Here is a 19024-nt window from a genome sequence, read left to right on the forward strand (position 1 = left end):
TCGCGAGCAAGCTCGCTCCCACAGTTGATCTCAGGTGTTCACAAATAATGTGTCCACAGAAGATCCAGTGTGGGAGCGAGCTTGCTCGCGATGGGGCCAGTCAGGTCAGTGCAGAACTTAGGGTAATGGCGAGAACGGCGTACGCCCGTCCGCGCTTTGCAGTTCCATCAGGTATTTACGGAAAATTTGCCCCAGCACCTGGGTGGCGACTTCCAGTTCATCGCGTTGCATGTGCTCGGCGACTTCATCGGCGGTGTCCAGCGCGTCTTCCGCGCCGTTGACCGCGGCCATTTTCAGCACAATGTACGCCTGAACGTTATTGGCCGGTACGCCTTCGCCGTGGAAGAACATGGTGCCAAGTTTGAATTGCGCCTGAGCGTGGCCTTGCAGCGAGGCTTTTTCGAAGTAGCTGAGGGCTTGCTTGAGGTCGCGCGGCGCGTTTTTGCCCTCGTAGTAGAACTCGCCCAACTCGTATTGCGCTTCCGCATCCCCGGCGTCTGACGCTTTCTGACAGGTAGCGAGCGCTTCCTTCAGGTCTTCAGGCTGGGTATTGAGGGTGCAACGACCCATCGCTGGGATCAACAACGAGTTGCCGCCTGCTTGTGCATGCGCGAGCAGGGGCTGAAGGAGCAACAGGCAGCCCAATGCAAGGGCGCGGCCGGTGCGGTTCATGGGAATCGAATTACCTCTGAGGGGCGCGCGGACCCGTCGAGGGATCCAATAAGCGCGCATTATGAAATAAGCAGGACCCACCTTACAAAGTCTTTACTCGTTTTTCTGCCGCGCGGGGATTATATCTGCCGCTTTTAGGGGATTTACCGGTGTCGCGTAAGAAATAAGGTAGGAATGTAGGATAAAGCTGACGTCGACAATCGTCGACGTCAGCGTCCATCGCTGCTTACTTCAGTGCAGCGAACGCGCGTTCAGCGGCGTCCAACGTCAGTTTCAGCTCGGCTTCGCCGTGAGCGATCGAGGTGAAGCCGGCTTCGAACGCACTCGGTGCCAGATAGACGCCACCTTCGAGCATCAGGTGGAAGAAGCGCTTGAACAGGTTGGCATCACTGGCCATCACGTCATCGAAGGTCACGATGTCGTCGGCGCCGCTGAAGTACAGGCCAAACATGCCGCCAGCCTGGGTGGTCACGAACGGGATACCGGCGGCGTCGGCGCGCTGTTGCAGGCCATCGAGCAGACGACTGGTGTACTCGCTTAGTTCGGCGTGGAAGCCTGGGCGGCTGATCAGGCGCAGGGTGGCCAGGCCGGCGGCCATGGCCAGCGGGTTACCCGACAGCGTGCCCGCCTGGTAGACCGGGCCCAGCGGTGCGATGTGCGACATGATTTCGCGTTTGCCGCCGAAGCAGCCGACGGGCATGCCGCCACCGATGATCTTGCCGAAGGTGCTAAGGTCCGGGGTCACGCCGTAGTACGCCTGGGCGCCACCGAGGGCGACACGGAAACCGGTCATCACTTCGTCGAAAATCAGCACCACGCCGTGTTGGTCACACAGGGTGCGCAGGCCTTCGAGGAAACCTGGCGCCGGTGGCACGCAGTTCATGTTGCCTGCCACTGGCTCGACGATGATGCATGCCACTTCCTGGCCAACTTCGGCGAGCATTTTTTCAACGGCGTCGATGTCGTTGAATGGCAGCGTCAGCGTGTGTTTGGCGAAGGCGGCAGGAACCCCGGCGGAGCTCGGCACGCCTTGGGTCAGCAGGCCGGAGCCGGCTTTCACCAGCAGGCTGTCGGAGTGACCGTGGTAGCAACCTTCGAACTTGATGATGCTGTCGCGGCCGGTGAAACCACGGGCCAGACGAATGGCGCTCATGGTGGCTTCGGTGCCGGAGCTGACCATGCGGACCATTTCCATCGATGGCACGATCGAGCAGACCAGGTCGGCCATCTCGGTTTCCATCGCAGTCGGGGCGCCGTAGGACAGACCGTGTTCAAGCTGCTTGCGCACCGCGTCCAGCACGTCCGGGTGGCTGTGGCCGAGAATCATCGGACCCCAGGAACCGACGTAGTCGACATAACGCTTGTCGTCTTCGTCCGTCACATAGGCGCCTTCGGCGTGCTTGAAGAACAACGGCGTGCCGCCGACGCTCTTGAAGGCACGAACAGGCGAGTTCACACCGCCGGGAATGTGTTTCTGGGCATTGGCAAACAGGGTTTCGGAACGAGACATGATCGGGCTCTTTAAGAAGTCAGATATTGAACAGGTCATTGAAGGCGCGAGCACGGCGCGTCACTTCTTGAGTATTTTCGGCACCAAACAGCCCGTGGACCACGGCCAGCAGATCGACCCCGTGGGCCACCAGCGGGGCGGCATTGTCCAGGGTGATGCCGCCGATCGCGCAGATGGGCAGGTGCAGTTTGCTGCGGGCCTGGACGAGCAGTTCGAGGCTGCACGTCGGCGCGCCGGGCTTGGTGTTGGAGTTGAAGAAGCGGCCGAAGGCGACGTAGCTGGCGCCTTCTTTTGCCGCTTGTTCGGCGAGTTCGAGTTGCGCATGGCAGGTCGAACCGATGATCGCCTGGCGACCCAGCAGCGCGCGGGCCGGGGTCAGCGGGCCATCGGTCTGCCCCAGGTGTACGCCGACGCCCAGGCGCGCGGCCAGTTCAGCGTCATCATTGATGATCAGTTGGGTCTTGTAGCGTTCGCACATATTGCGCAGGGCCTCGGCCTCGCGCAGGCGGCGGGCCTCGTTGCTGCTTTTGTCGCGGTACTGCAGCAGCGTGACGCCGCCATCCAGCGCGGCCTCCACGTAAGGCAGGAACTTGCCGGCCAGCAGCTGGCTGTCGGTAATGGCGTACAGGCCACGTAATTTCATCGGACAGACCTCATGGCGTTACGAGCAAAAGTCCAGCGGCAGACGGCGCGGCACGAACTGGCCTTTGCCAAGCTGTTCGGCGTCTCGCAGGGTGCGCCAAGTGTAATTGAGCGCCGACTGCACCGCGCTGGCGAGGTGTTCGCCCTGGGCCAGACGTCCGGCCAGAGCGCTGGCCAAGGTGCAACCCGAACCGTGATAACTGCCGGGCAGACGCTGGCAAGTGTAGGTCTGGCGGCGGCCGTCGCGGCTGTACAGGCGATTATGGACTTCGTGTTCGTCGCCATGACCGCCGGTGATCAGCAGGTGTTTGACGTAAGGCAGGAGTTTTTCTGCGCATTCATCGGCCGTGCCTTCGGGCAGTTCGGCGAGGATGCGCGCTTCAGGGAGGTTGGGGGTGGCGATGATCGCCAGTGGCAGCAGGCGCTCGCGCATGGCGTAGCCGACTTCGTCCTTGCCCAGTCGTCCGCCACCGCCGGCGCGCAGCACCGGGTCACAGACCACCGGCAAATGCGGATGCGCCTGAAGCAGTTCGACTACGGTGTCGACCATTTCCAGCGAGCCGAGCATACCCAGCTTGACCGCCGCGACCGTCGAGTCGTTGAGTACGGCATTGGCTTGTGCCAGCACCCACTCACGGTCGAGAACGCGGAAGTCGCTGACGTTGACTGTGTCTTGCACGGTCAGCGCGGTAACCGCCGGGGCGGCATGACAACCCTGAGCGAGCAGGGCTTCGATATCTGCCTGCAGGCCGGCGCCACCACTTGGGTCGTGGCCGGAGAGACAGAGGACAACGGGGCGAGAGCTGTAGATATTCATGGTGCGCGAGCTTACCACCAAACATCTTTTTTCGGTGTGCGTGCTCGTTAGTGCTGTCTGTTGGAAGATCAAAAGATCGCAGGCTTCGCCAGCTCCTACGCAAGCCGCAAATATTCGCCGACCCGTAGGAGCTGCCGAAGGCTGCGATCTTTACGTGGCGAACGAATCGCTCTAACTCAATGGGCAGCTCTGAAAGGCCCGTTCTAGAGCCTTTAGACTAAATTTTTCAATGGTGTTCAATGGCCACCAACGGCTATGCTAGAGTGGATCCAAACCAATAACAGGTAATGCCGGTTTTACGTCTACTCAAAAGGAATGGGGGGCTTCCTGACACAACCGGACTGGCCACGCTGGGGCTTTATGCGCTATTTGCTGATGTTGCTGTTGAGCTTGCCCATGTTGGCGGCCGCAGCCGATTTTGATGAGCTCACCCAAAGCCTCCCCTTGGGGCGAGCCATGCAGGTGTACGAAGATGTCGCCGGCACTGCATCCATCGCCGATGTGCGCGCGCAAGCCGCGGCCGGCAACTTCAAGACCCACGACAAGGATACGTTGAACGCCGGTTACTCGCATTCGGCGTTCTGGTTGAAAGTCGATCTGCACTACCGCCCGAACAACTCCAACGCCCAGCGCACCTGGCTGCTGGAGTTGGCTTATCCGCCGATGGACCATATCGACCTTTATCTGCCGGACAGCACCGGCGATTATCGATTGGTCAGTCGTACCGGCGATACCTTGCCTTTCGCCAGTCGCCAGGTCCGGCAAAACAACTACCTGTTCAAACTGGACTTCGTCCCCGATCAGCGCGAAACGCTGTACTTGCGCCTGCAAAGCGAGGGCTCGATCCAGGCGCCACTGACCCTTTGGTCAAGCACCGCCTATCTGGAAGACCAGCCATTGCGTCTCTACGTGCTCGGTCTGATTTACGGCGTACTGCTTGGGATGCTGGTCTACAACCTGTTCATCTACCTGAGCGTGCGTGACACCAGTTACCTCTATTACATCGTTTATATCGCCTCGTTCGGTCTCTATCAGTTGTCGGTCAATGGTGCCGCGGACGAGTACTTCTGGCCGAACAGTCCGTGGTGGGCCAACGCCGCGACACCGTTCTTCATCGGTTTGGCGGCGCTGTTTGGTAGCCAGTTCGCCCGCAGCTTCCTGCAAACCGCCAGCCACACGCGCTGGCTCGACCGCTTGCTGCTGGCGCTGATTGCTTGCAGCGCGGGGGTGGTCGGCCTGTCGTTGATGACCAGCTATGCACTGGCTTTGCGCCTGGCGACGGCATTGGCGCTGGTCTTCATCGTGGTGATTTTCGCCGCCGGGATCTTCGCCTGGTGGCGCGGCCTGCGGGTGGCGCGCTACTTCATCATTGCCTGGACGGCTTTTTTGTTGGGCGGTGTCGTCAATACACTGATGGTGCTCGGCTACCTGCCTAACGTGTTCCTGACCATGTACGCCAGCCAGATCGGCTCGGCGATTGAGGTCGCGTTGCTGTCGCTGGCCCTGGCCGACCGGATCAATGCCATGCGCGAGCAGCAGGCGCAGACGTTGTTCGACTCCGGGCAAAAACTCGAAGTGTTGAACCAGCAACTGGCCCGCAGTAACCAGCTCAAGGATGAGTTCCTCGCGACGCTGACCCACGAACTGCGTACGCCGATGAATGGCGTGATCGGTTCGCTGGAGTTGATGCAGACCGTCGAACTCGACCCGGAGCTTGAGCAGTATCAACAGACCGCCGCCGGTTCGGCGCGGGACATGATGCGCATGGTTAACGGCATTCTGACCCTGACCGAACTGCAGGCCGGCCGACTCAAGGTGTACTCCGAAGCGTTCAGCTTGCGTTCGGTGGTCGAAACCTTGCAGCAGCAGTTCGCCGCCAAAGCCGCGAGCAAGGCGCTGGACTTCAAGGTTGATCTGGCCCCTGGGCTACCTGACCGTCTGTACGGTGACAGCGCCAAGCTGGCGCAATGTCTGGAGTGCTTGCTGGATAACGCGATCAAGTTCACCCGGGTTGGCGGGCTGGCCTTGCGGGTCAGTGGCAAATTTGCCGAAGCGGGACGTTTGGCGCTGTCTTTCGCAGTGATCGACACCGGCATCGGTTTCACCGATTTGGGTGAGGCCACGCTGTATCAACGCTTCTTCCAGCTCGACGGCTCGATGACTCGCGAATACGGCGGGTTGGGTGTCGGGTTGGCAATTTGTCGGCAATTGGTTGAACTGCTTGGCGGGCGTTTGACCCATCGCTCCGAACCCGATCGCGGCAGTCGTTTTCAGCTCGATGTCGAATTCGACGTGGTGAATGTGCAACCGGTCGCTGCTCAATCGCGCCAGGTTCACGGTAGCGTCCGTTTACGCGCACCACAGGACTGCACGGTGTTGCTGGTCGACGACAACAGCATCAATCAGTTGGTGGTGCGTGGCATGTTGCTCAAGCTCGGCTATCGGGTTCGCAGCGCCGACAGCGGTCAGGCGGCGCTGGAGTTTCTGCGTCGCGAACCGTTCGATGCGGTGCTGATCGACTGCCCGTTGCCGCTGCTCGACGGACTGTCGGTCGACAGCCATATCCGCGCACTGCCGGGTTATGCCGAGTTGCCGGTGCTGGCTGCGGTGGTCTCGGCACAGGGATTGGATCTTGAGCGGGGATTGATCGACTACCTCGGCAAACCGGTGAAATTCGAAGAGTTGCAAGCGGCGCTTTATCGTCGTGTGTTGTGTCATAAACAAGGTGAAAGCGCCGATATTTAGGCGGATATGCCACTTTGTTCCCTGGGGAGGCGGTGCTTAACTGAAGGTCTCAGCTGACCCAAGGAGGCCCCGCCATGAACCTGCATCAGTTCGCCGAAACCCACGAAGTCACCAATCAGCCGCCATCGCTGGACGGGGCCAATCTCTATCGCATCGACCTGCCGTTGCAAGAGTGGGCGCGGCGTTTCGGGGCGGGTTGGGCTGACGCGCGGATCGACGCGTATGGCGCTTTGGCCGGTGGTCCGTTGATGGACGCCGGGTTCCTGGCCAATCAGAACAAGCCGGTGTTCGCCAGCCATGATCGCTACGGCCACCGCATCGATCTGGTGGAGTTTCACCCGGCCTACCATGAACTGATGCGCACGGCGATCGAGCACGGCTTGACCTCCTTGCCCTGGACCGATCCGCAGTCCGGCGCCCACGTTGCCCGTGCGGCCATGAGCTACCTGCACAGCCAGGCCGAAGCCGGCAGTGGCTGCCCGCTGACCATGACCTTCGCCAGCGTCCCGGCCTTGCGCCTGCAACCGGACATCGCCAAGCAGTGGCTGCCGAAAATCCTCGCCACCGACTATGACCCGCGCAATGTCGGCATGGCCCACAAGGCGGGTGTCACCATCGGCATGGCGATGACCGAAAAGCAGGGTGGCACCGACGTTCGGGCCAACACCACCAAGGCTTATCCGGTCGGCGCTGCGGGGCCGGGCCAGGCGTATGAGCTAGTGGGGCACAAATGGTTCTGCTCGGCGCCGATGTGCGACGCCTTCCTGACCCTGGCGCAAACCGACAAGGGCCTGACCTGTTTCCTGTTGCCACGCCATCGCCCGGATGACACGCGCAACCAGTTCTACATTCAGCGACTGAAAAACAAACTCGGCAATTGCTCCAATGCCTCCAGCGAAGTCGAATTTCGCGGTGCGTTGGCCTGGATGATCGGCGAAGAAGGGCGCGGCGTACCGACCATCATCGAGATGGTGGCCATGACCCGTTTCGATTGCATGGTCGGCTCCAGCGCCCTTATGCGTCAGGCATTGACCCAGGCCAGCCATCACTGCGCTCACCGCAAGGTCGGCGGCAAATTGCTCAGCGAGCAACCGTTGATGCAAAACGTGCTCGCGGATCTGGCGCTCGAAAGCGAAGCCGCGTTGGCCTTGAGCCTGCGCATGGGCCGGGCGCTGGATCACCTTGATGATTCCCAGGAAGCCAAATTCGCCCGACTGGTGACGGCGGTGGGCAAATACTGGATCTGCAAACGTGCACCCGCAATGATCAACGAAGCCGCCGAATGCATGGGCGGCGCAGGTTATGTCGAAGACAGCATCCTGCCGCGCTTGTACCGTGAGGCACCGGTGAACTCGACGTGGGAAGGTTCCGGCAACGTACAGTGCCTTGACGTGCTGCGAGCGCTGTCGAAAGAGCCGGGTGTGCTGGATGTGTTGTTCAGCGAACTGGGCGACGGGCATGGCGACAAGCGTCTGGCCGCGCACATCCGCCAGTTGCAGGCGGCGTTCAAGGACACCGATGACATTCAGTATCGCGCCCGACAACTGACTGAAGACATCGCCTTGGGCCTGCAAGCGAGGTTGTTGCTCGAAGCCGGCAACGCCGCCGTCAGCGATGCGTTCATCGCCAGCCGGTTGGGGACGGCCGGTCGGGTCTATGGCACGTTGCCGCGTGGTCTGGATGTGGAAGCGATTGTTGCCCGGTCGACTCCTCAGGGGGGGTAAGGGCGGATCACACTTTTGTGATCGACACTGATCAAATGTGGGAGCGAGCTTGCTCGCGATAGCGGCGTGACAGTCGATATCAATGTTGGGTGTTGCTCAGTCATCGCGAGCAAGCTCGCTCCCACACTGGACCTCAGTGCATCGCCGATTGTGGTCTCCCAGCACTCTGGTGTTCCCGTGAAGCAGCGATGCAGGCAAGATGAAGGTCTGCATGTCAGAACACAGGAAGCTGATCGTGACCGAAGCCTTTATTGTCGTTCAAACCGCCGAACAAGCCGTGGATCGGCTTGCCGCTCTGCACGAGCGGGCCACCACGGCGTTGAGTCAGGCGCTCAAGCGTTATCTGAAAGACCGCGTCGAGCCCGACGCTGAACAACGTGCGATGTTTCGTTATCCAGAATTACGCCTGACCTACCTTTGCCAAGGCGAAGTCCCGCAAACCACCCGCGCTTATGCCAAGGTTCAGTTGCCGGGGACCTACAGCGTCACCGTCACCCATCCGGCGGCTTTCCGTAAGTATTTGCTGGAGCAACTGGTGCCGCTGATGCACGACTTCACCGTGACGGTGGAAGTGGGCGTCAGTGAGCAGAATATTCCGTACCCGTACGTGGTCGAGCAGGGCGACGAGCTGGCCGGCTCCGGCGTCACCGCTGCGGTGCTGGCGCGGGTATTCCCGAGTACCGATTTGTCGGCTGCCACCGATGGCATTGCCGATGGTTTGTACGATTGGGAAAACACCGATCCGCTGCCGTTGGCGTTGTTCGACGCCGCACGAGTGGATTTCTCCCTGCGCCGTCTGGTGCACTACACCGGTAGCGACTGGCGCCATGTGCAGCCGTGGATCCTGCTGACCAACTACCACCGTTATGTCGACCAGTTCATCACTCATGGCCTGGAGCAACTGCGCAACGATCCGCGTTTCGTGCGTATGGTCTTGCCGGGCAACGTGATCATTGAAAAGAGCATGGATCACGGCGAAGCGTCGGCCATTGCCGCAGGCGTGGTCTGGCACCGTTATCAGATGCCGGCCTATCACCTGCAGGCGTCTGACGGCCATGGCGTAACCCTGGTAAATATCGGTGTCGGCCCGTCCAACGCGAAGAACATCACTGACCACTTGGCCGTGTTGCGTCCGCATTGCTGGCTGATGATCGGTCACTGCGGCGGTCTGCGACAGTCGCAGACCATCGGCGACTACGTGCTGGCTCACGCTTACATGCGCCGCGACGGGATTCTCGACCGGGTGGTGCCGCCGAATATTCCGATTCCGGCCCTGGCCGAAGTGCAGATGGCCTTGCAGCAAGCGGCAGCCAACGTCACCGGCGAAAAGGGCGATGACCTGAAAAAGCGCCTGCGCACCGGCACCGTGCTGACCTACGACGACCGTAACTGGGAGCTGCGCTGGGCTCAGGAGCGACCGTTGATCAACTTGTCTCGTGCGGTTGCCGTGGACATGGAAAGCGGCACGGTCGCCGCGCAAGGCTACCGTTTGCGCGTGCCGTACGGCACCTTGCTGTGTGTTTCGGACAAGCCGTTGCACAGCGAAATCAAGCTGCCGGGTTCGGCCAACGCCTTCTATGAGCGTGCGGTCAGTCAGCACTTGAAGATCGGTATTGCGGCAGTGGATCTGTTGCGCACCGAGCTCAATTCGTTGCACTCGCGCAAACTGCGCAGCTTCGACGAACCGCCGTTCCGCTGATCGGAGGGTGGTTATTTAACGGTCAGGCCACTAGCATTGTCGGCCCTGACCGTTAGATGTTGTTTTTGCCATGCCGCGTCCTCCTCGTCCCGCTTCCCGCCGCCCTGGTGTTGCGCCCGCGCAATCCTCTTCAGCTCCGCGACGTGTTGCCAAAGCGCCGCCCGCCGAGCCAAAACTGATTCTGTTCAACAAACCCTTCGATGTGCTGACGCAGTTCAGCGACGGTGAAGGGCGGGCGACGCTCAAGGACTTTATCGAGATTCCCGGAATCTACCCGGCAGGACGGCTGGATCGTGACAGCGAAGGCTTGCTGCTGCTGACCAACGACGGCCAGCTTCAGGCGCGCATCGCTGATCCGAAACACAAGTTGGCCAAAACCTATTGGGTGCAAGTGGAAGGCGAGCCAAGCGCCGAGCAATTGCAGCGTTTGCGCGAGGGTGTCGAGTTGAATGACGGCATGACCTTGCCGGCGCAGGCGCGGCAGTTGGAAGAACCTGAGCTATGGCCGCGTAACCCGCCGGTGCGTTTTCGCAAAAGCGTGCCGACCAGTTGGCTGGAATTGGTGATTCGTGAAGGGCGCAACCGTCAGGTGCGGCGTATGACCGCTGCGGTAGGCTTGCCGACTCTGCGTCTGGTGCGGGTGCGAATCGGCGACTGGACGATCGAAGGCCTCGCTCAGGGCCAATGGAAAGAAGTGCCGGCGCGTCTATAGAGCGCCGGATTCGATCAGGCCGATCACCACGCTTTTGATGACGAACGCGGCCACACCCAGACCCAGCACAAAGAACAGGATGAACGAGCCAAAGCGTCCGGCCTTGGATTTTTTCGCCAGATCCCAGACGATGAAACCCATGAAAATGATCAGGATGCTCACCAGACCGGTCATCATCCACTCTTCAAATACTGCAGGATCCATCGACTATCTCCAGCGCGGGCGGGGCAAAAAAGGCTGGGGAAGTATACGCCAATGGATATTGGCGGCGCATTGACGTGCGTCGGTCTGCCGCGGTGATTCGTCGCCTGTGCCGGCCCCATCGCGAGCAGGCTCGCTCCCACAGTTGATCTCGGATGCTCACAAATAATGTGTTCACTGAAGATCCAATGTGGGAGCGAGCCTGCTCGCGATGGCGTAATCAGCTGCGCAGGTGGGTCAACGGCAACTCGGTGCTGTTCAATACCTGATTCAGTACGAAGCTTGAGCGAACGCTGGTCACGCCTTCGATGCGGGTCAGGTGGCCGAGCAGCAGTTTCTGGTAATGGTCCATGTCCGGCACCACCACCTTGAGCTGATAGTCGGCGTCCATCCCGGTCACCAGGCTGCATTCGAGCACTTGCGGCAAGGTGCGGATGGCGGCTTCGAAGTTTTCGAAACGCTCGGGCGTGTGCCGGTCCATGCCGATCAACACGTAGGCGGTCAGGCTCAGACCGAGCATCTTGCGGTCGAGCAGGGCCACCTGGCGGGTGATGTAGCCGTCGTCTTCAAGCTGCTTGACCCGCCGCGAACAAGGCGATGGCGACAGGCCGATGCGTTCGGCCAGTTCTTGATTGGAGATGCGCGCGTCGCGCTGCAATTCCGCCAAAATGCTCAAGTCGTATCGGTCGAGTTTGCTCATGAATCAGGCCTTTGTCTTAACTATTGCGACAGATTATCTATCCGTGATTAAAAATTGCGCAAGTCATGTTTATTTGAGCAATATTCGCAATCCTCTGTCGCCGCCCCAAGCCTATTCTTATCACCAGAATCACTGCCCGGACAAACAGTCCGCAGCGGCCCGCCGAATCAGGCCAGCCGCGGCCACCACCCCCACAGGGGTTGAGTTGGCCTCCGGGCTACACACTGTCCAGAAGACGGAGTGAGGTGAGCCGGCGTCAAAAGCGTCGAGCACGGACGAAGTTCTCAAAGGGAGGCCGACGGGTCTCCCTTTTTTATTGCGTGTAAATCAGGAAATAAGTCTAGCGACTGATAACCTGTTACAGAACCGGCCTGTACTTTTCCAGTCTTATGTATAGGTCATGACCTGCAGTGAGGAATAGCATGAAGTCGCGCATCTGGCGTATGGCAGGTGTTGGTGTGTTGTGTGTCAGTGTCAGCACGCCATTGCTGGCAGAAGGTCAGGGGGGGGAAGAGCACCTTCAGATGCAGCAACAGCAACAGAAACACAATAATGGTGGTGAGGGGCGGCAGGGGAACACTCAACCGCGTCCCGAAAATACTCAACCGCGCGTGGAATCCAACCAGCCACGTCCCCAAAACAATCCGCCACGTCCGCAGACTGAAATCATTCGCGGCAACAACAGTCGCCAGTTCGAACACAACGGTCAGAATCAGGGTGGCGACTGGCAGAACCGTCAGCGACACGACGCCAATGGCCAGGATCATGGCCGACTTGTGCCTATGCCGGCGAACAACCTGCCGATCCAGAGCCGTCCAGACACGGTTCGCCAGACCCAGGAGCCACAGCGTGGCTACTATCAGGACATTCCACGGCGCAACGATTACAACCAGCGTTGGCAGGCCGGCGGTCACGATGACCATCGGGATGACCGCCGCTGGGCAGGACGTCCGGAAGGGCATGGCAATGGCTGGGGTGATGGTCCGCGGTATCGGCCAGGTCAAATGATCGACCGCTTCCCTGAGCGCCACGACCGTGTGCTGTATCGTGGGCAGGATTATTTCTATTCCGGTGGCTATTGGTATCGCCCACAAGGACCGCGTTATGTGGTGGTCGAACCGCCTCGCGGGATCCGTGTGAGGTATCTGCCCGATTACGCTCAGGAGGTATGGATCGGTGGCGCGTTGATGTTTCTGGCGGCAGGTGCGTACTACGCCTACGAGGAGAGCACTCAAGAGTACGTCGTGGTTGAGCCGCCGGTAGGCAACCCGGAACCGCAACCGACCAGCAATGGTTATGACGTGGTTGCGTACCCGATCAACGGGCAGTCGCCCGAGCAGGTCAATCAGGACGGTTACGATTGCTATCGTTGGGCGGTCCAGCAAAGCGGCCTTGATCCACGGACCGTGACCTATCAGCCGGCGCCACAAGTGGTACAGACTTACCGCCAGGCCGAGGGCAACTGCCTTGTTTCACGCGGTTATCAGGTCACTTACTGATCCTGGGCGGCCTTCAGCACTTCCTTCGGGTCGGCGTGCACCAGCACTTCGGCTCGCGGGTAGGCCGTTTGAATGGCATCCGCCGCTTGATCGCTGATGCCGTGTGCGACTGACAGCGTCAATTCCCCCGGCAACTCCAGGTGCAATTGCACGAACCAGTGACTGCCGGAGATTCGTGTGCGCAAGTCGTGGGCGCCAAGTACACCGGGCACGCCGCACGCCAGTTCGAGCATGTGCTGGCTGACGTTTGGCGGCAGTTCTTCATCCATCAACACCGCAAAGCTTTCTCGGGCGATTTGAATCGCACTCCACAGAATGTAGAAAGCGATCCCCAGTCCGAACCAGGCATCGACTTGATTCCAGCCAAAACCGGCCAGTATCAACGCCACCAGGATGCTGCCGTTGAGCATCATGTCGGAACGATAATGCAGCGAGTCGGCGCGCACCGCGTTGGAGCCGGTTTCGCGGATCACCCGGTGTTGCAGCATCAGCAGCGCCAGGGTCAGGACGAGGGAAAAGATAATCACGCCAATGCTGATCCACGGCGCGCCCACCGGTTCCGGGTGTTTCAGGCGCTCGAATGCCTGATAGGCGATCAATACCGCACTGCCTCCGATGAACAGTGCCTGGGCCATGCCCGACAAGGATTCCGCCTTGCCGTGCCCGTAGCGGTGATCGTCATCGGCCGGGCGCAATGCGTAATGCACCGCCAACAGATTGAGCAGCGACGTCACGCCGTCGAGTGCCGAGTCTGTCAGCCCGGCGAGCATGCTCACCGATCCGCTCAGCCACCAGGCAATGGCCTTGGCGACAATCAGGGTACTTGCCACCGCCACCGAGGCGCGGGTGGCCAGGCGTAACAGGCGAGCGTGTTCCGGGCTGCTGGTCATAGGTGGAGCGTTCCCTCGGTGTTGCGCATCAAGCGGCGGGTTGCAGACCGAACATGGCCAGTTGCTGAGCACTGCCCTTGTGCTGGATCAGGCGCAAGTCATCCAGTGGAAGGCTGCGGCCCAGTTCGCTTTCGAGAATAGCCTGCAACTTGTGGTTATCGACCTTGCCGTCGGCATCGATGGCTTGTTTGAGTTTCTCCGGCGCCACTTGCGCGGTCTTGCCGGGTTCGAAGTAAATCGCGCCGGTGGTGAAGTCCACGGCGAACGCGACCAGTCCGGGGATGATGTAGAACAGCAGGCCCACGGCGTCCAGCGCGGCAATGGCCGGGTCGATCTTGCCATCGATCTGGCCACGGCGATCCGGGTAGAAAATCGTACCGCAAGCGGTCACTTGGGTCAGCAGGGTCGCAACCAATACACCGCCAATCAGGCGAAACGGAGTACGCATGATAAATCTCCTGAGCAAACATGAAACGAAACGTCGTCGGTATGAATTAGGACCGTGATTAACGCCAGGCAGTTCGCCGTTATACTCGTGCCTCTGTTTTGGAGCCAGCATGATTTCTTTGCCAATTGATGAAGTTTTACCCGCGCTGCGTGAAGCCTTGGCGACACGCCACGAAGCCGTGCTCGAAGCACCGCCCGGCGCCGGTAAAACCACCCGCGTGCCATTGGCGCTGTTGAATGAGCCGTGGCTGGCCGGGCAAACCATTCTCATGCTTGAACCGCGTCGACTGGCAGCGCGGGCGGCGGCCGAACGGCTGGCCAGCGAGCTGGGCGAGAAAGTCGGTGAAACCGTCGGATACCGGATTCGCCTCGACAGTAAAGTCGGACCGAATACGCGCATCGAAGTGGTCACCGAAGGCATCCTCACTCGCCGCTTGCAGGAGGACCCGGCGCTGGATGGCGTGGGTCTGCTGATCTTCGACGAATACCACGAGCGTAGTCTCGATGCCGACCTCGCGCTGGCCCTGAGCCTGAATGGCCGTGAGTTGTTTCGTGATGAGCTACCTCTGAAGATTCTGTTGATGTCGGCAACCCTCGAAGGCGAGCGCCTCGCGGAGCTGCTGAATGACGCGCCGATCCTGCGCAGTGAGGGTCGCATGTACCCGGTGACGATGCGCTGGGGCCGACCGTTTCAGCCGGGCGAATTCATCGAGCCCCGACTGGTACAGACCATTCTCGACGCCTTGAGCGATGAAACGGGCAGCCTGCTGGTGTTCCTTCCTGGGCAAGCGGAAATCCGCCGCGTGCATCAGCAGTTGGCCGATGCCTTGGGCGAACGCACTGAGGTGCTGCTCTGCCCGTTGCATGGCGAACTCGATCTGGCGGCGCAACGCGCGGCCATCGACCCGGCGCCACCCGGCCAGCGCAAAGTGGTGCTGGCCACCAACATCGCCGAGACCAGTTTGACTATCAATGGCGTGCGCGTGGTCATCGACGCCGGGTTGGCGCGAGTGCCGCGCTTCGACCCCGGCAGCGGCATGACCCGCCTCGATACCCAACGCATCTCCCGCGCCAGCGCCACTCAGCGTGCTGGCCGCGCAGGACGATTGGAACCAGGTGTGTGTTATCGGCTGTGGTCGCAGGACCAGCATGAACAACTGGCGGCGTATGCCAGCCCGGAAATTCTCTCGGCGGACCTTGCCGGGCTGGCCTTGCAGCTTGGGCGCTGGGGCGTTCTGCCTGGGCAGTTGGTCTGGCTCGATGTGCCTCCGGCGGCGGCTTATGCACAGGCTCAGGACTTGCTCGAACGCCTCGGCGCGTTGCAGGGTTCGTCCGCTGAAGACTGGAAGCTCACTCGCCACGGTCAGGCCATGGCCGAACTCCCGGCCCATCCGCGCATCGCGCATTTGTTACTGCGTGGGCAGGCGTTGGGGCTGGCGAACATGGCCTGCGACGTCGCTGCATTGCTCGGTGAGCGGGATATTTTGCGCGGTGGCGGTGCGGATTTGCACAGTCGTCTGGTGCTGTTGTCCGGCGAAGAGCGAGCGGCGCGTGGCGCTCAGGGTGGCGTGCAGCGGGCGCGACAATTGGCCCGGCAATATCGCGGTTATCTGCGCGGCAAAGCCGAGTCGCCGGTCAGCGATCCGGAGCATTCGCGTTGGCTTGGCGCGTTGCTGGCGTTGGCCTATCCGGACCGTGTTGCCCAACAGCGGCGGGCCGGTGGTGCTGAATATCGGCTGGCCAACGGTCGCGCAGCGTTGTTCGCCGAGGCCGACAGCCTGATGAAGCAGCCTTGGTTGGTGATCGCCGACCTGGGCAGCCGTCAGGGGCAGCGCGAAGAACGGATTTATCTGGCGGCGGATTTTGATCCGGCGCTGTTCGATTCGGTGCTGGCGGAACAGGTGCGTTGCGTCGATCAGCTCGATTGGGACGAGCGTGAAGGCGTGCTGCGGGCCGAACGTCAGCGCAAGGTCGGCGAGTTGGTGCTCAGCCGCGAACCGTTGACCGGCCTCGATGAAACGGCGCGCAGCCAGGCGCTGGTCAATCTGGTGCGCCGCAAGGGGTTGGAGCTGTTGCCATGGACTCCCGAGCTGCGGCAGTGGCAGGCGCGAGTGGCATTGCTGCGTCAGTTGGATCTGAGCAAGCTGGGCGAGAGTGAGTGGCCAGATGTCAGCGATGCAGCGTTGCTGGCCAGTCTGGAACACTGGTTGATGCCATACCTGGGGCGGGTTTCGCGACTCAGTCATTTTGCCAGCCTGGACGTGTCGAGCTTTGTGCATAACCTGCTGCCGTGGCCATTGCCACAACGCCTCGATGAGCAGGCGCCGCATCATCTGAGCGTGCCTTCGGGTTCGTCGATTCGTCTGGATTACAGCGAGCAGCCACCGATTCTCGCGGTGCGTTTGCAGGAGTTGTTCGGCCTGGCCGAAACCCCGCGCATTGCCGGTGGTCGACAGGTGGTCAAACTGCATTTGCTGTCACCGGCACGGCGGCCGGTGCAGGTCACCCAGGATCTGGCGAACTTCTGGCGCAGCACGTATGCCGAGGTGAAGAAGGACCTCAAGGGACGCTACCCGAAACATTACTGGCCGGATGATCCATTGGTGGCTGAGGCCACGGCGCGGGCTAAACCGCGTAAGTCTTAATGTCTAACCGTACTCTCAAAATGTTGGAGATCCCCCTGTGGGAGCGAGCCTGCTCGCGATAGCGGCATACCGGTCAACATCACTGTTGACTGACCCACCGCTATCGCGAGCGGGCTCGCTCCCACACTCGATCTTCATGAGTGGGTTAAGGGGCAGGCGGGAGCAGAAACCGTGCAATCACCGGCAAGTGATCGGAGATGCGCAACGTATCGTCCTGCCGCACCTGCGCTTCGACCCGTTTGATCCGTGGGCTGTAGAACAGGTAGTCGACGGTGCGATCCGGGCCGTTGAGGCCGGGGTCGTTGGGGAAGTGGGTCAACCACTGGTCCCGATCAATGCCGCTGGCCTCGTTGTTGGTCGGGATCATCGGGTATTTATCCCACAGTACATGCAGCGCGCTGTCCGCGGAGTAGGGCGTGCGCTGCTCGGGCGCGAGGCGTTGATACTGACCCAGCGGCAACAGGTTGAAGTCGCCGCCGATCAGCCACGGCGTGCCGCGACCTTCATACTTGTCGAGCACCTTGGCAACCGCCGTCACCTTCGTCTGCTGGGTCTCATCAGGCTGCGCCGCCCGATCGAGGTGAGTATTGAGCACTGCCATTTGCCCGCCGTCGCGCAGCGGCAGGTAACTCACCAGCAGGGCGTTTTTTGGCTGGAACTGGCGGCTGATGAAATTGACCGGTGCCTCGGGCAGTTGCAGACGTTCGGCATGTTCGATCTGGTAGCGGCTCAAGGTCGCCAATTGCCGGCCAACGCTGCCGAATATGTGCGGGTCAGGGACGAAGTCGGCCTTCCAGTCGAAGGCGTGTGTGCTGCAAGGGTAGAGGTCGGCCAGGCGTTCCTGGAGCAGCTTGAGCTGATTCTGATAATCGCTGGCCTTGGCGTCATCATCCAGTTCCTGCAACAGGACCAGGTCCGGCTGCTCATCACGAATCACCCGCGCCACTTCGTCGAGGCTGAAGGCCATGTCTTCCGGGGTCGGGCTTTCGTCGGGGCCTTGGGCCAGGTCATTCCAGAACACATAGCGTTTACCCGCCAGGTACTGGACGTTCCAGGTCATCACCTTCAATGCCTGACCGGGCACCAGCGTGGGCGCCCCGGTGCTGCAACTGACGGGTAGCGTCTCTTTGGCATCGGGGCGCCAGGTCAGGCTGTAGAGCAAGGAAAACAGCAGGCCGATGAGCATCAGCAGGCCCAGCAGGGTGTAGCGCAGTAGACGGGTCATGGCTCGGCTTATGGCGTTACAAAGTTGAGCCAGAGCATATCAGACCCCAAGGGTAGAGCAGTCAGGCGCTTCCTTCGGGGTTGTCGGGCGCCTCGCTGATCAACATGAACAGGCGAAACAGCACCACGCTGGTGAACAGTTGCAGAAAACTGTGAACACTTTCGATAATCAGCGTCAGTGCCGGGTTCTGTGGCTCCGGGTAGATGGCCATGCTCGCGCCCTTGAGCACCCACAATGGGCCCATCACGCAGAAAATGCAGAACAGGATGCGCAGGAAATTGCCACGGGCCAGGCGCATGCTTTCCCTGATGGCCTGCAGCGGTTGCATGTTGCGCAGCACCAACAGGTACTCGGCAAAGGCGAGCATCACCATCAGCCAGATGCCTGGCAGGAAATACAGCGACAAACCCACCAGAATCAGCAATGTATTGAGCGCCGTCAGCAGGGCGAAGCGCGGCCACAGGCTGACTGACGCCGACAACAGGTCCAGCGTGCGCGGCGATTCGCCACGGCTTCGGGCATCGAGAAACAGGATCAGCGCGGCGGTGTACAAGGGGTAGACCAGTAGCCCGACGATCACGCTATAGCCGGGAAATGCCTCTGGTCCCTGAGAATGGTCGACCAGTTGCTGCAGCAAGGCTTCGAGCACCACCAACGGCAGACACAGCGGCACGATGCGGCCCAGGTTGCGCTGGAAAAAGTACAAAGAGTCGCGGAGTACGTCTAACGGATTCATCGGTCGCTTTCGCTGGTTACAAAGTGTGTGGACACTGTAACCGATGCGACCGGCAATCGAGCAAACGTAAACGTTCGGTAAAGGCTATTGAAACAGCCGGTAACAGCCCCATAACTAGTGGGCACCTTATCCATAAGGGAAAAGGGCGATGATTTCCCGG

At 60.6% G+C, this 19024-nt stretch carries 16 protein-coding genes; 6 read left to right on the top strand and 10 right to left on the bottom strand.

The features are described 5' to 3' along the window. Positions 1–117: 117 nt before the first annotated feature. From AC1RPZ_RS15560 to AC1RPZ_RS15575, 4 genes are all read right to left on the bottom strand, one after another. Complete coding sequence (locus tag AC1RPZ_RS15560; RefSeq protein WP_493137886.1) at positions 118–672, bottom strand: tetratricopeptide repeat protein; 555 nt, start codon at positions 670–672, stop codon at positions 118–120. A 226-nt stretch (positions 673–898) separates the two neighbouring features. Then, a complete protein-coding gene (hemL, locus tag AC1RPZ_RS15565; protein ID WP_493137887.1) occupies positions 899–2182 on the bottom strand; it encodes a glutamate-1-semialdehyde 2,1-aminomutase in 1284 nt (427 codons plus the stop codon). A 19-nt stretch (positions 2183–2201) separates the two neighbouring features. Continuing rightward, complete coding sequence (gene thiE, locus AC1RPZ_RS15570; protein ID WP_493137888.1) at positions 2202–2825, bottom strand: thiamine phosphate synthase; 624 nt, start codon at positions 2823–2825, stop codon at positions 2202–2204. Positions 2826–2843: 18 nt separating this feature from the next. Further along, complete coding sequence (locus tag AC1RPZ_RS15575; protein ID WP_493137889.1) at positions 2844–3641, bottom strand: hydroxymethylpyrimidine/phosphomethylpyrimidine kinase; 798 nt, start codon at positions 3639–3641, stop codon at positions 2844–2846. Positions 3642–4001: 360 nt separating this feature from the next. On the opposite strand from AC1RPZ_RS15575, the gene AC1RPZ_RS15580 reads away from it, so the two are divergent. From AC1RPZ_RS15580 to AC1RPZ_RS15595, 4 genes are all read left to right on the top strand, one after another. After that, on the top strand, positions 4002–6386 hold the full coding sequence (locus AC1RPZ_RS15580; RefSeq protein WP_493137890.1) for a 7TM diverse intracellular signaling domain-containing protein: 2385 nt from the start codon (positions 4002–4004) through the stop codon (positions 6384–6386). 74 nt (positions 6387–6460) lie between these two features. Beyond that, positions 6461–8110: an acyl-CoA dehydrogenase family protein gene (locus tag AC1RPZ_RS15585; protein WP_493137891.1), complete on the top strand. Its 1650-nt coding sequence runs from the start codon at positions 6461–6463 to the stop codon at positions 8108–8110. Between the two features lie 199 nt (positions 8111–8309). Further along, complete coding sequence (amn, locus tag AC1RPZ_RS15590; protein WP_493137892.1) at positions 8310–9809, top strand: AMP nucleosidase; 1500 nt, start codon at positions 8310–8312, stop codon at positions 9807–9809. A 70-nt stretch (positions 9810–9879) separates the two neighbouring features. Continuing rightward, the gene (locus AC1RPZ_RS15595; protein WP_493137893.1) at positions 9880–10521 is read left to right on the top strand and encodes a pseudouridine synthase; all 642 of its coding nucleotides are present in this window, start codon (positions 9880–9882) and stop codon (positions 10519–10521) included. Here AC1RPZ_RS15595 and AC1RPZ_RS15600 read toward each other — a convergent pair. Next, the gene (locus AC1RPZ_RS15600) at positions 10516–10725 is read right to left on the bottom strand and encodes a DUF2788 domain-containing protein (protein ID WP_003185724.1); all 210 of its coding nucleotides are present in this window, start codon (positions 10723–10725) and stop codon (positions 10516–10518) included. The genes AC1RPZ_RS15595 and AC1RPZ_RS15600 overlap by 6 nt on opposite strands. Before the next feature lie 217 nt (positions 10726–10942). Continuing rightward, complete coding sequence (locus tag AC1RPZ_RS15605; protein ID WP_007894448.1) at positions 10943–11422, bottom strand: Lrp/AsnC family transcriptional regulator; 480 nt, start codon at positions 11420–11422, stop codon at positions 10943–10945. A gap of 422 nt (positions 11423–11844) precedes the next feature. Here AC1RPZ_RS15605 and AC1RPZ_RS15610 point away from each other — a divergent pair, with 422 nt between their 5' ends. Then, positions 11845–12921: a DUF6515 family protein gene (locus AC1RPZ_RS15610; protein WP_493137894.1), complete on the top strand. Its 1077-nt coding sequence runs from the start codon at positions 11845–11847 to the stop codon at positions 12919–12921. Here AC1RPZ_RS15610 and AC1RPZ_RS15615 read toward each other — a convergent pair. Continuing rightward, complete coding sequence (locus AC1RPZ_RS15615; protein WP_493137895.1) at positions 12915–13811, bottom strand: cation diffusion facilitator family transporter; 897 nt, start codon at positions 13809–13811, stop codon at positions 12915–12917. The two genes, AC1RPZ_RS15610 and AC1RPZ_RS15615, sit on opposite strands and share 7 nt — an antisense overlap. A gap of 28 nt (positions 13812–13839) precedes the next feature. Then, positions 13840–14259: a polyribonucleotide nucleotidyltransferase gene (locus AC1RPZ_RS15620; RefSeq protein WP_493137896.1), complete on the bottom strand. Its 420-nt coding sequence runs from the start codon at positions 14257–14259 to the stop codon at positions 13840–13842. Between the two features lie 109 nt (positions 14260–14368). Here AC1RPZ_RS15620 and hrpB point away from each other — a divergent pair, with 109 nt between their 5' ends. After that, positions 14369–16903 (top strand): ATP-dependent helicase HrpB, encoded by a 2535-nt coding sequence (hrpB, locus tag AC1RPZ_RS15625; protein ID WP_493137897.1) that lies wholly within the window; start codon positions 14369–14371, stop codon positions 16901–16903. Between the two features lie 145 nt (positions 16904–17048). Here the strand turns inward: hrpB and AC1RPZ_RS15630 are convergent, their stop codons facing one another. Together AC1RPZ_RS15630 and AC1RPZ_RS15635 are read right to left on the bottom strand one after the other, a co-directional pair. Beyond that, positions 17049–18128, bottom strand: a complete 1080-nt coding sequence (locus tag AC1RPZ_RS15630; protein WP_493137898.1) for an endonuclease/exonuclease/phosphatase family protein — start codon at positions 18126–18128, stop codon at positions 17049–17051. 61 nt (positions 18129–18189) lie between these two features. After that, a complete protein-coding gene (locus tag AC1RPZ_RS15635) occupies positions 18190–18864 on the bottom strand; it encodes a YciC family protein (protein ID WP_493137899.1) in 675 nt (224 codons plus the stop codon). Positions 18865–19024 lie beyond the last annotated feature (160 nt).

It is taken from the genome of Pseudomonas sp. GW822-FHT02D10 (assembly GCF_058802345.1).

What these genes read in the sequence shown, in the direction of transcription:
- AC1RPZ_RS15595 (WP_493137893.1), top strand. Translation starts at nt 9,880, where the DNA reads ATGCCGCGTCCTCCTCGTCCCGCTTCCCGCCGCCCTGGTGTTGCGCCC.
- hemL (WP_493137887.1), bottom strand. Translation starts at nt 2,182, where the DNA reads ATGTCTCGTTCCGAAACCCTGTTTGCCAATGCCCAGAAACACATTCCC.
- thiE (WP_493137888.1), bottom strand. Translation starts at nt 2,825, where the DNA reads ATGAAATTACGTGGCCTGTACGCCATTACCGACAGCCAGCTGCTGGCC.
- AC1RPZ_RS15610 (WP_493137894.1), top strand. Translation starts at nt 11,845, where the DNA reads ATGAAGTCGCGCATCTGGCGTATGGCAGGTGTTGGTGTGTTGTGTGTC.
- AC1RPZ_RS15575 (WP_493137889.1), bottom strand. Translation starts at nt 3,641, where the DNA reads ATGAATATCTACAGCTCTCGCCCCGTTGTCCTCTGTCTCTCCGGCCAC.
- AC1RPZ_RS15620 (WP_493137896.1), bottom strand. Translation starts at nt 14,259, where the DNA reads ATGCGTACTCCGTTTCGCCTGATTGGCGGTGTATTGGTTGCGACCCTG.
- hrpB (WP_493137897.1), top strand. Translation starts at nt 14,369, where the DNA reads ATGATTTCTTTGCCAATTGATGAAGTTTTACCCGCGCTGCGTGAAGCC.
- AC1RPZ_RS15580 (WP_493137890.1), top strand. Translation starts at nt 4,002, where the DNA reads ATGCGCTATTTGCTGATGTTGCTGTTGAGCTTGCCCATGTTGGCGGCC.
- AC1RPZ_RS15560 (WP_493137886.1), bottom strand. Translation starts at nt 672, where the DNA reads ATGAACCGCACCGGCCGCGCCCTTGCATTGGGCTGCCTGTTGCTCCTT.
- AC1RPZ_RS15605 (WP_007894448.1), bottom strand. Translation starts at nt 11,422, where the DNA reads ATGAGCAAACTCGACCGATACGACTTGAGCATTTTGGCGGAATTGCAG.
- AC1RPZ_RS15630 (WP_493137898.1), bottom strand. Translation starts at nt 18,128, where the DNA reads ATGACCCGTCTACTGCGCTACACCCTGCTGGGCCTGCTGATGCTCATC.
- AC1RPZ_RS15600 (WP_003185724.1), bottom strand. Translation starts at nt 10,725, where the DNA reads ATGGATCCTGCAGTATTTGAAGAGTGGATGATGACCGGTCTGGTGAGC.
- AC1RPZ_RS15635 (WP_493137899.1), bottom strand. Translation starts at nt 18,864, where the DNA reads ATGAATCCGTTAGACGTACTCCGCGACTCTTTGTACTTTTTCCAGCGC.
- AC1RPZ_RS15615 (WP_493137895.1), bottom strand. Translation starts at nt 13,811, where the DNA reads ATGACCAGCAGCCCGGAACACGCTCGCCTGTTACGCCTGGCCACCCGC.
- AC1RPZ_RS15585 (WP_493137891.1), top strand. Translation starts at nt 6,461, where the DNA reads ATGAACCTGCATCAGTTCGCCGAAACCCACGAAGTCACCAATCAGCCG.
- amn (WP_493137892.1), top strand. Translation starts at nt 8,310, where the DNA reads ATGAAGGTCTGCATGTCAGAACACAGGAAGCTGATCGTGACCGAAGCC.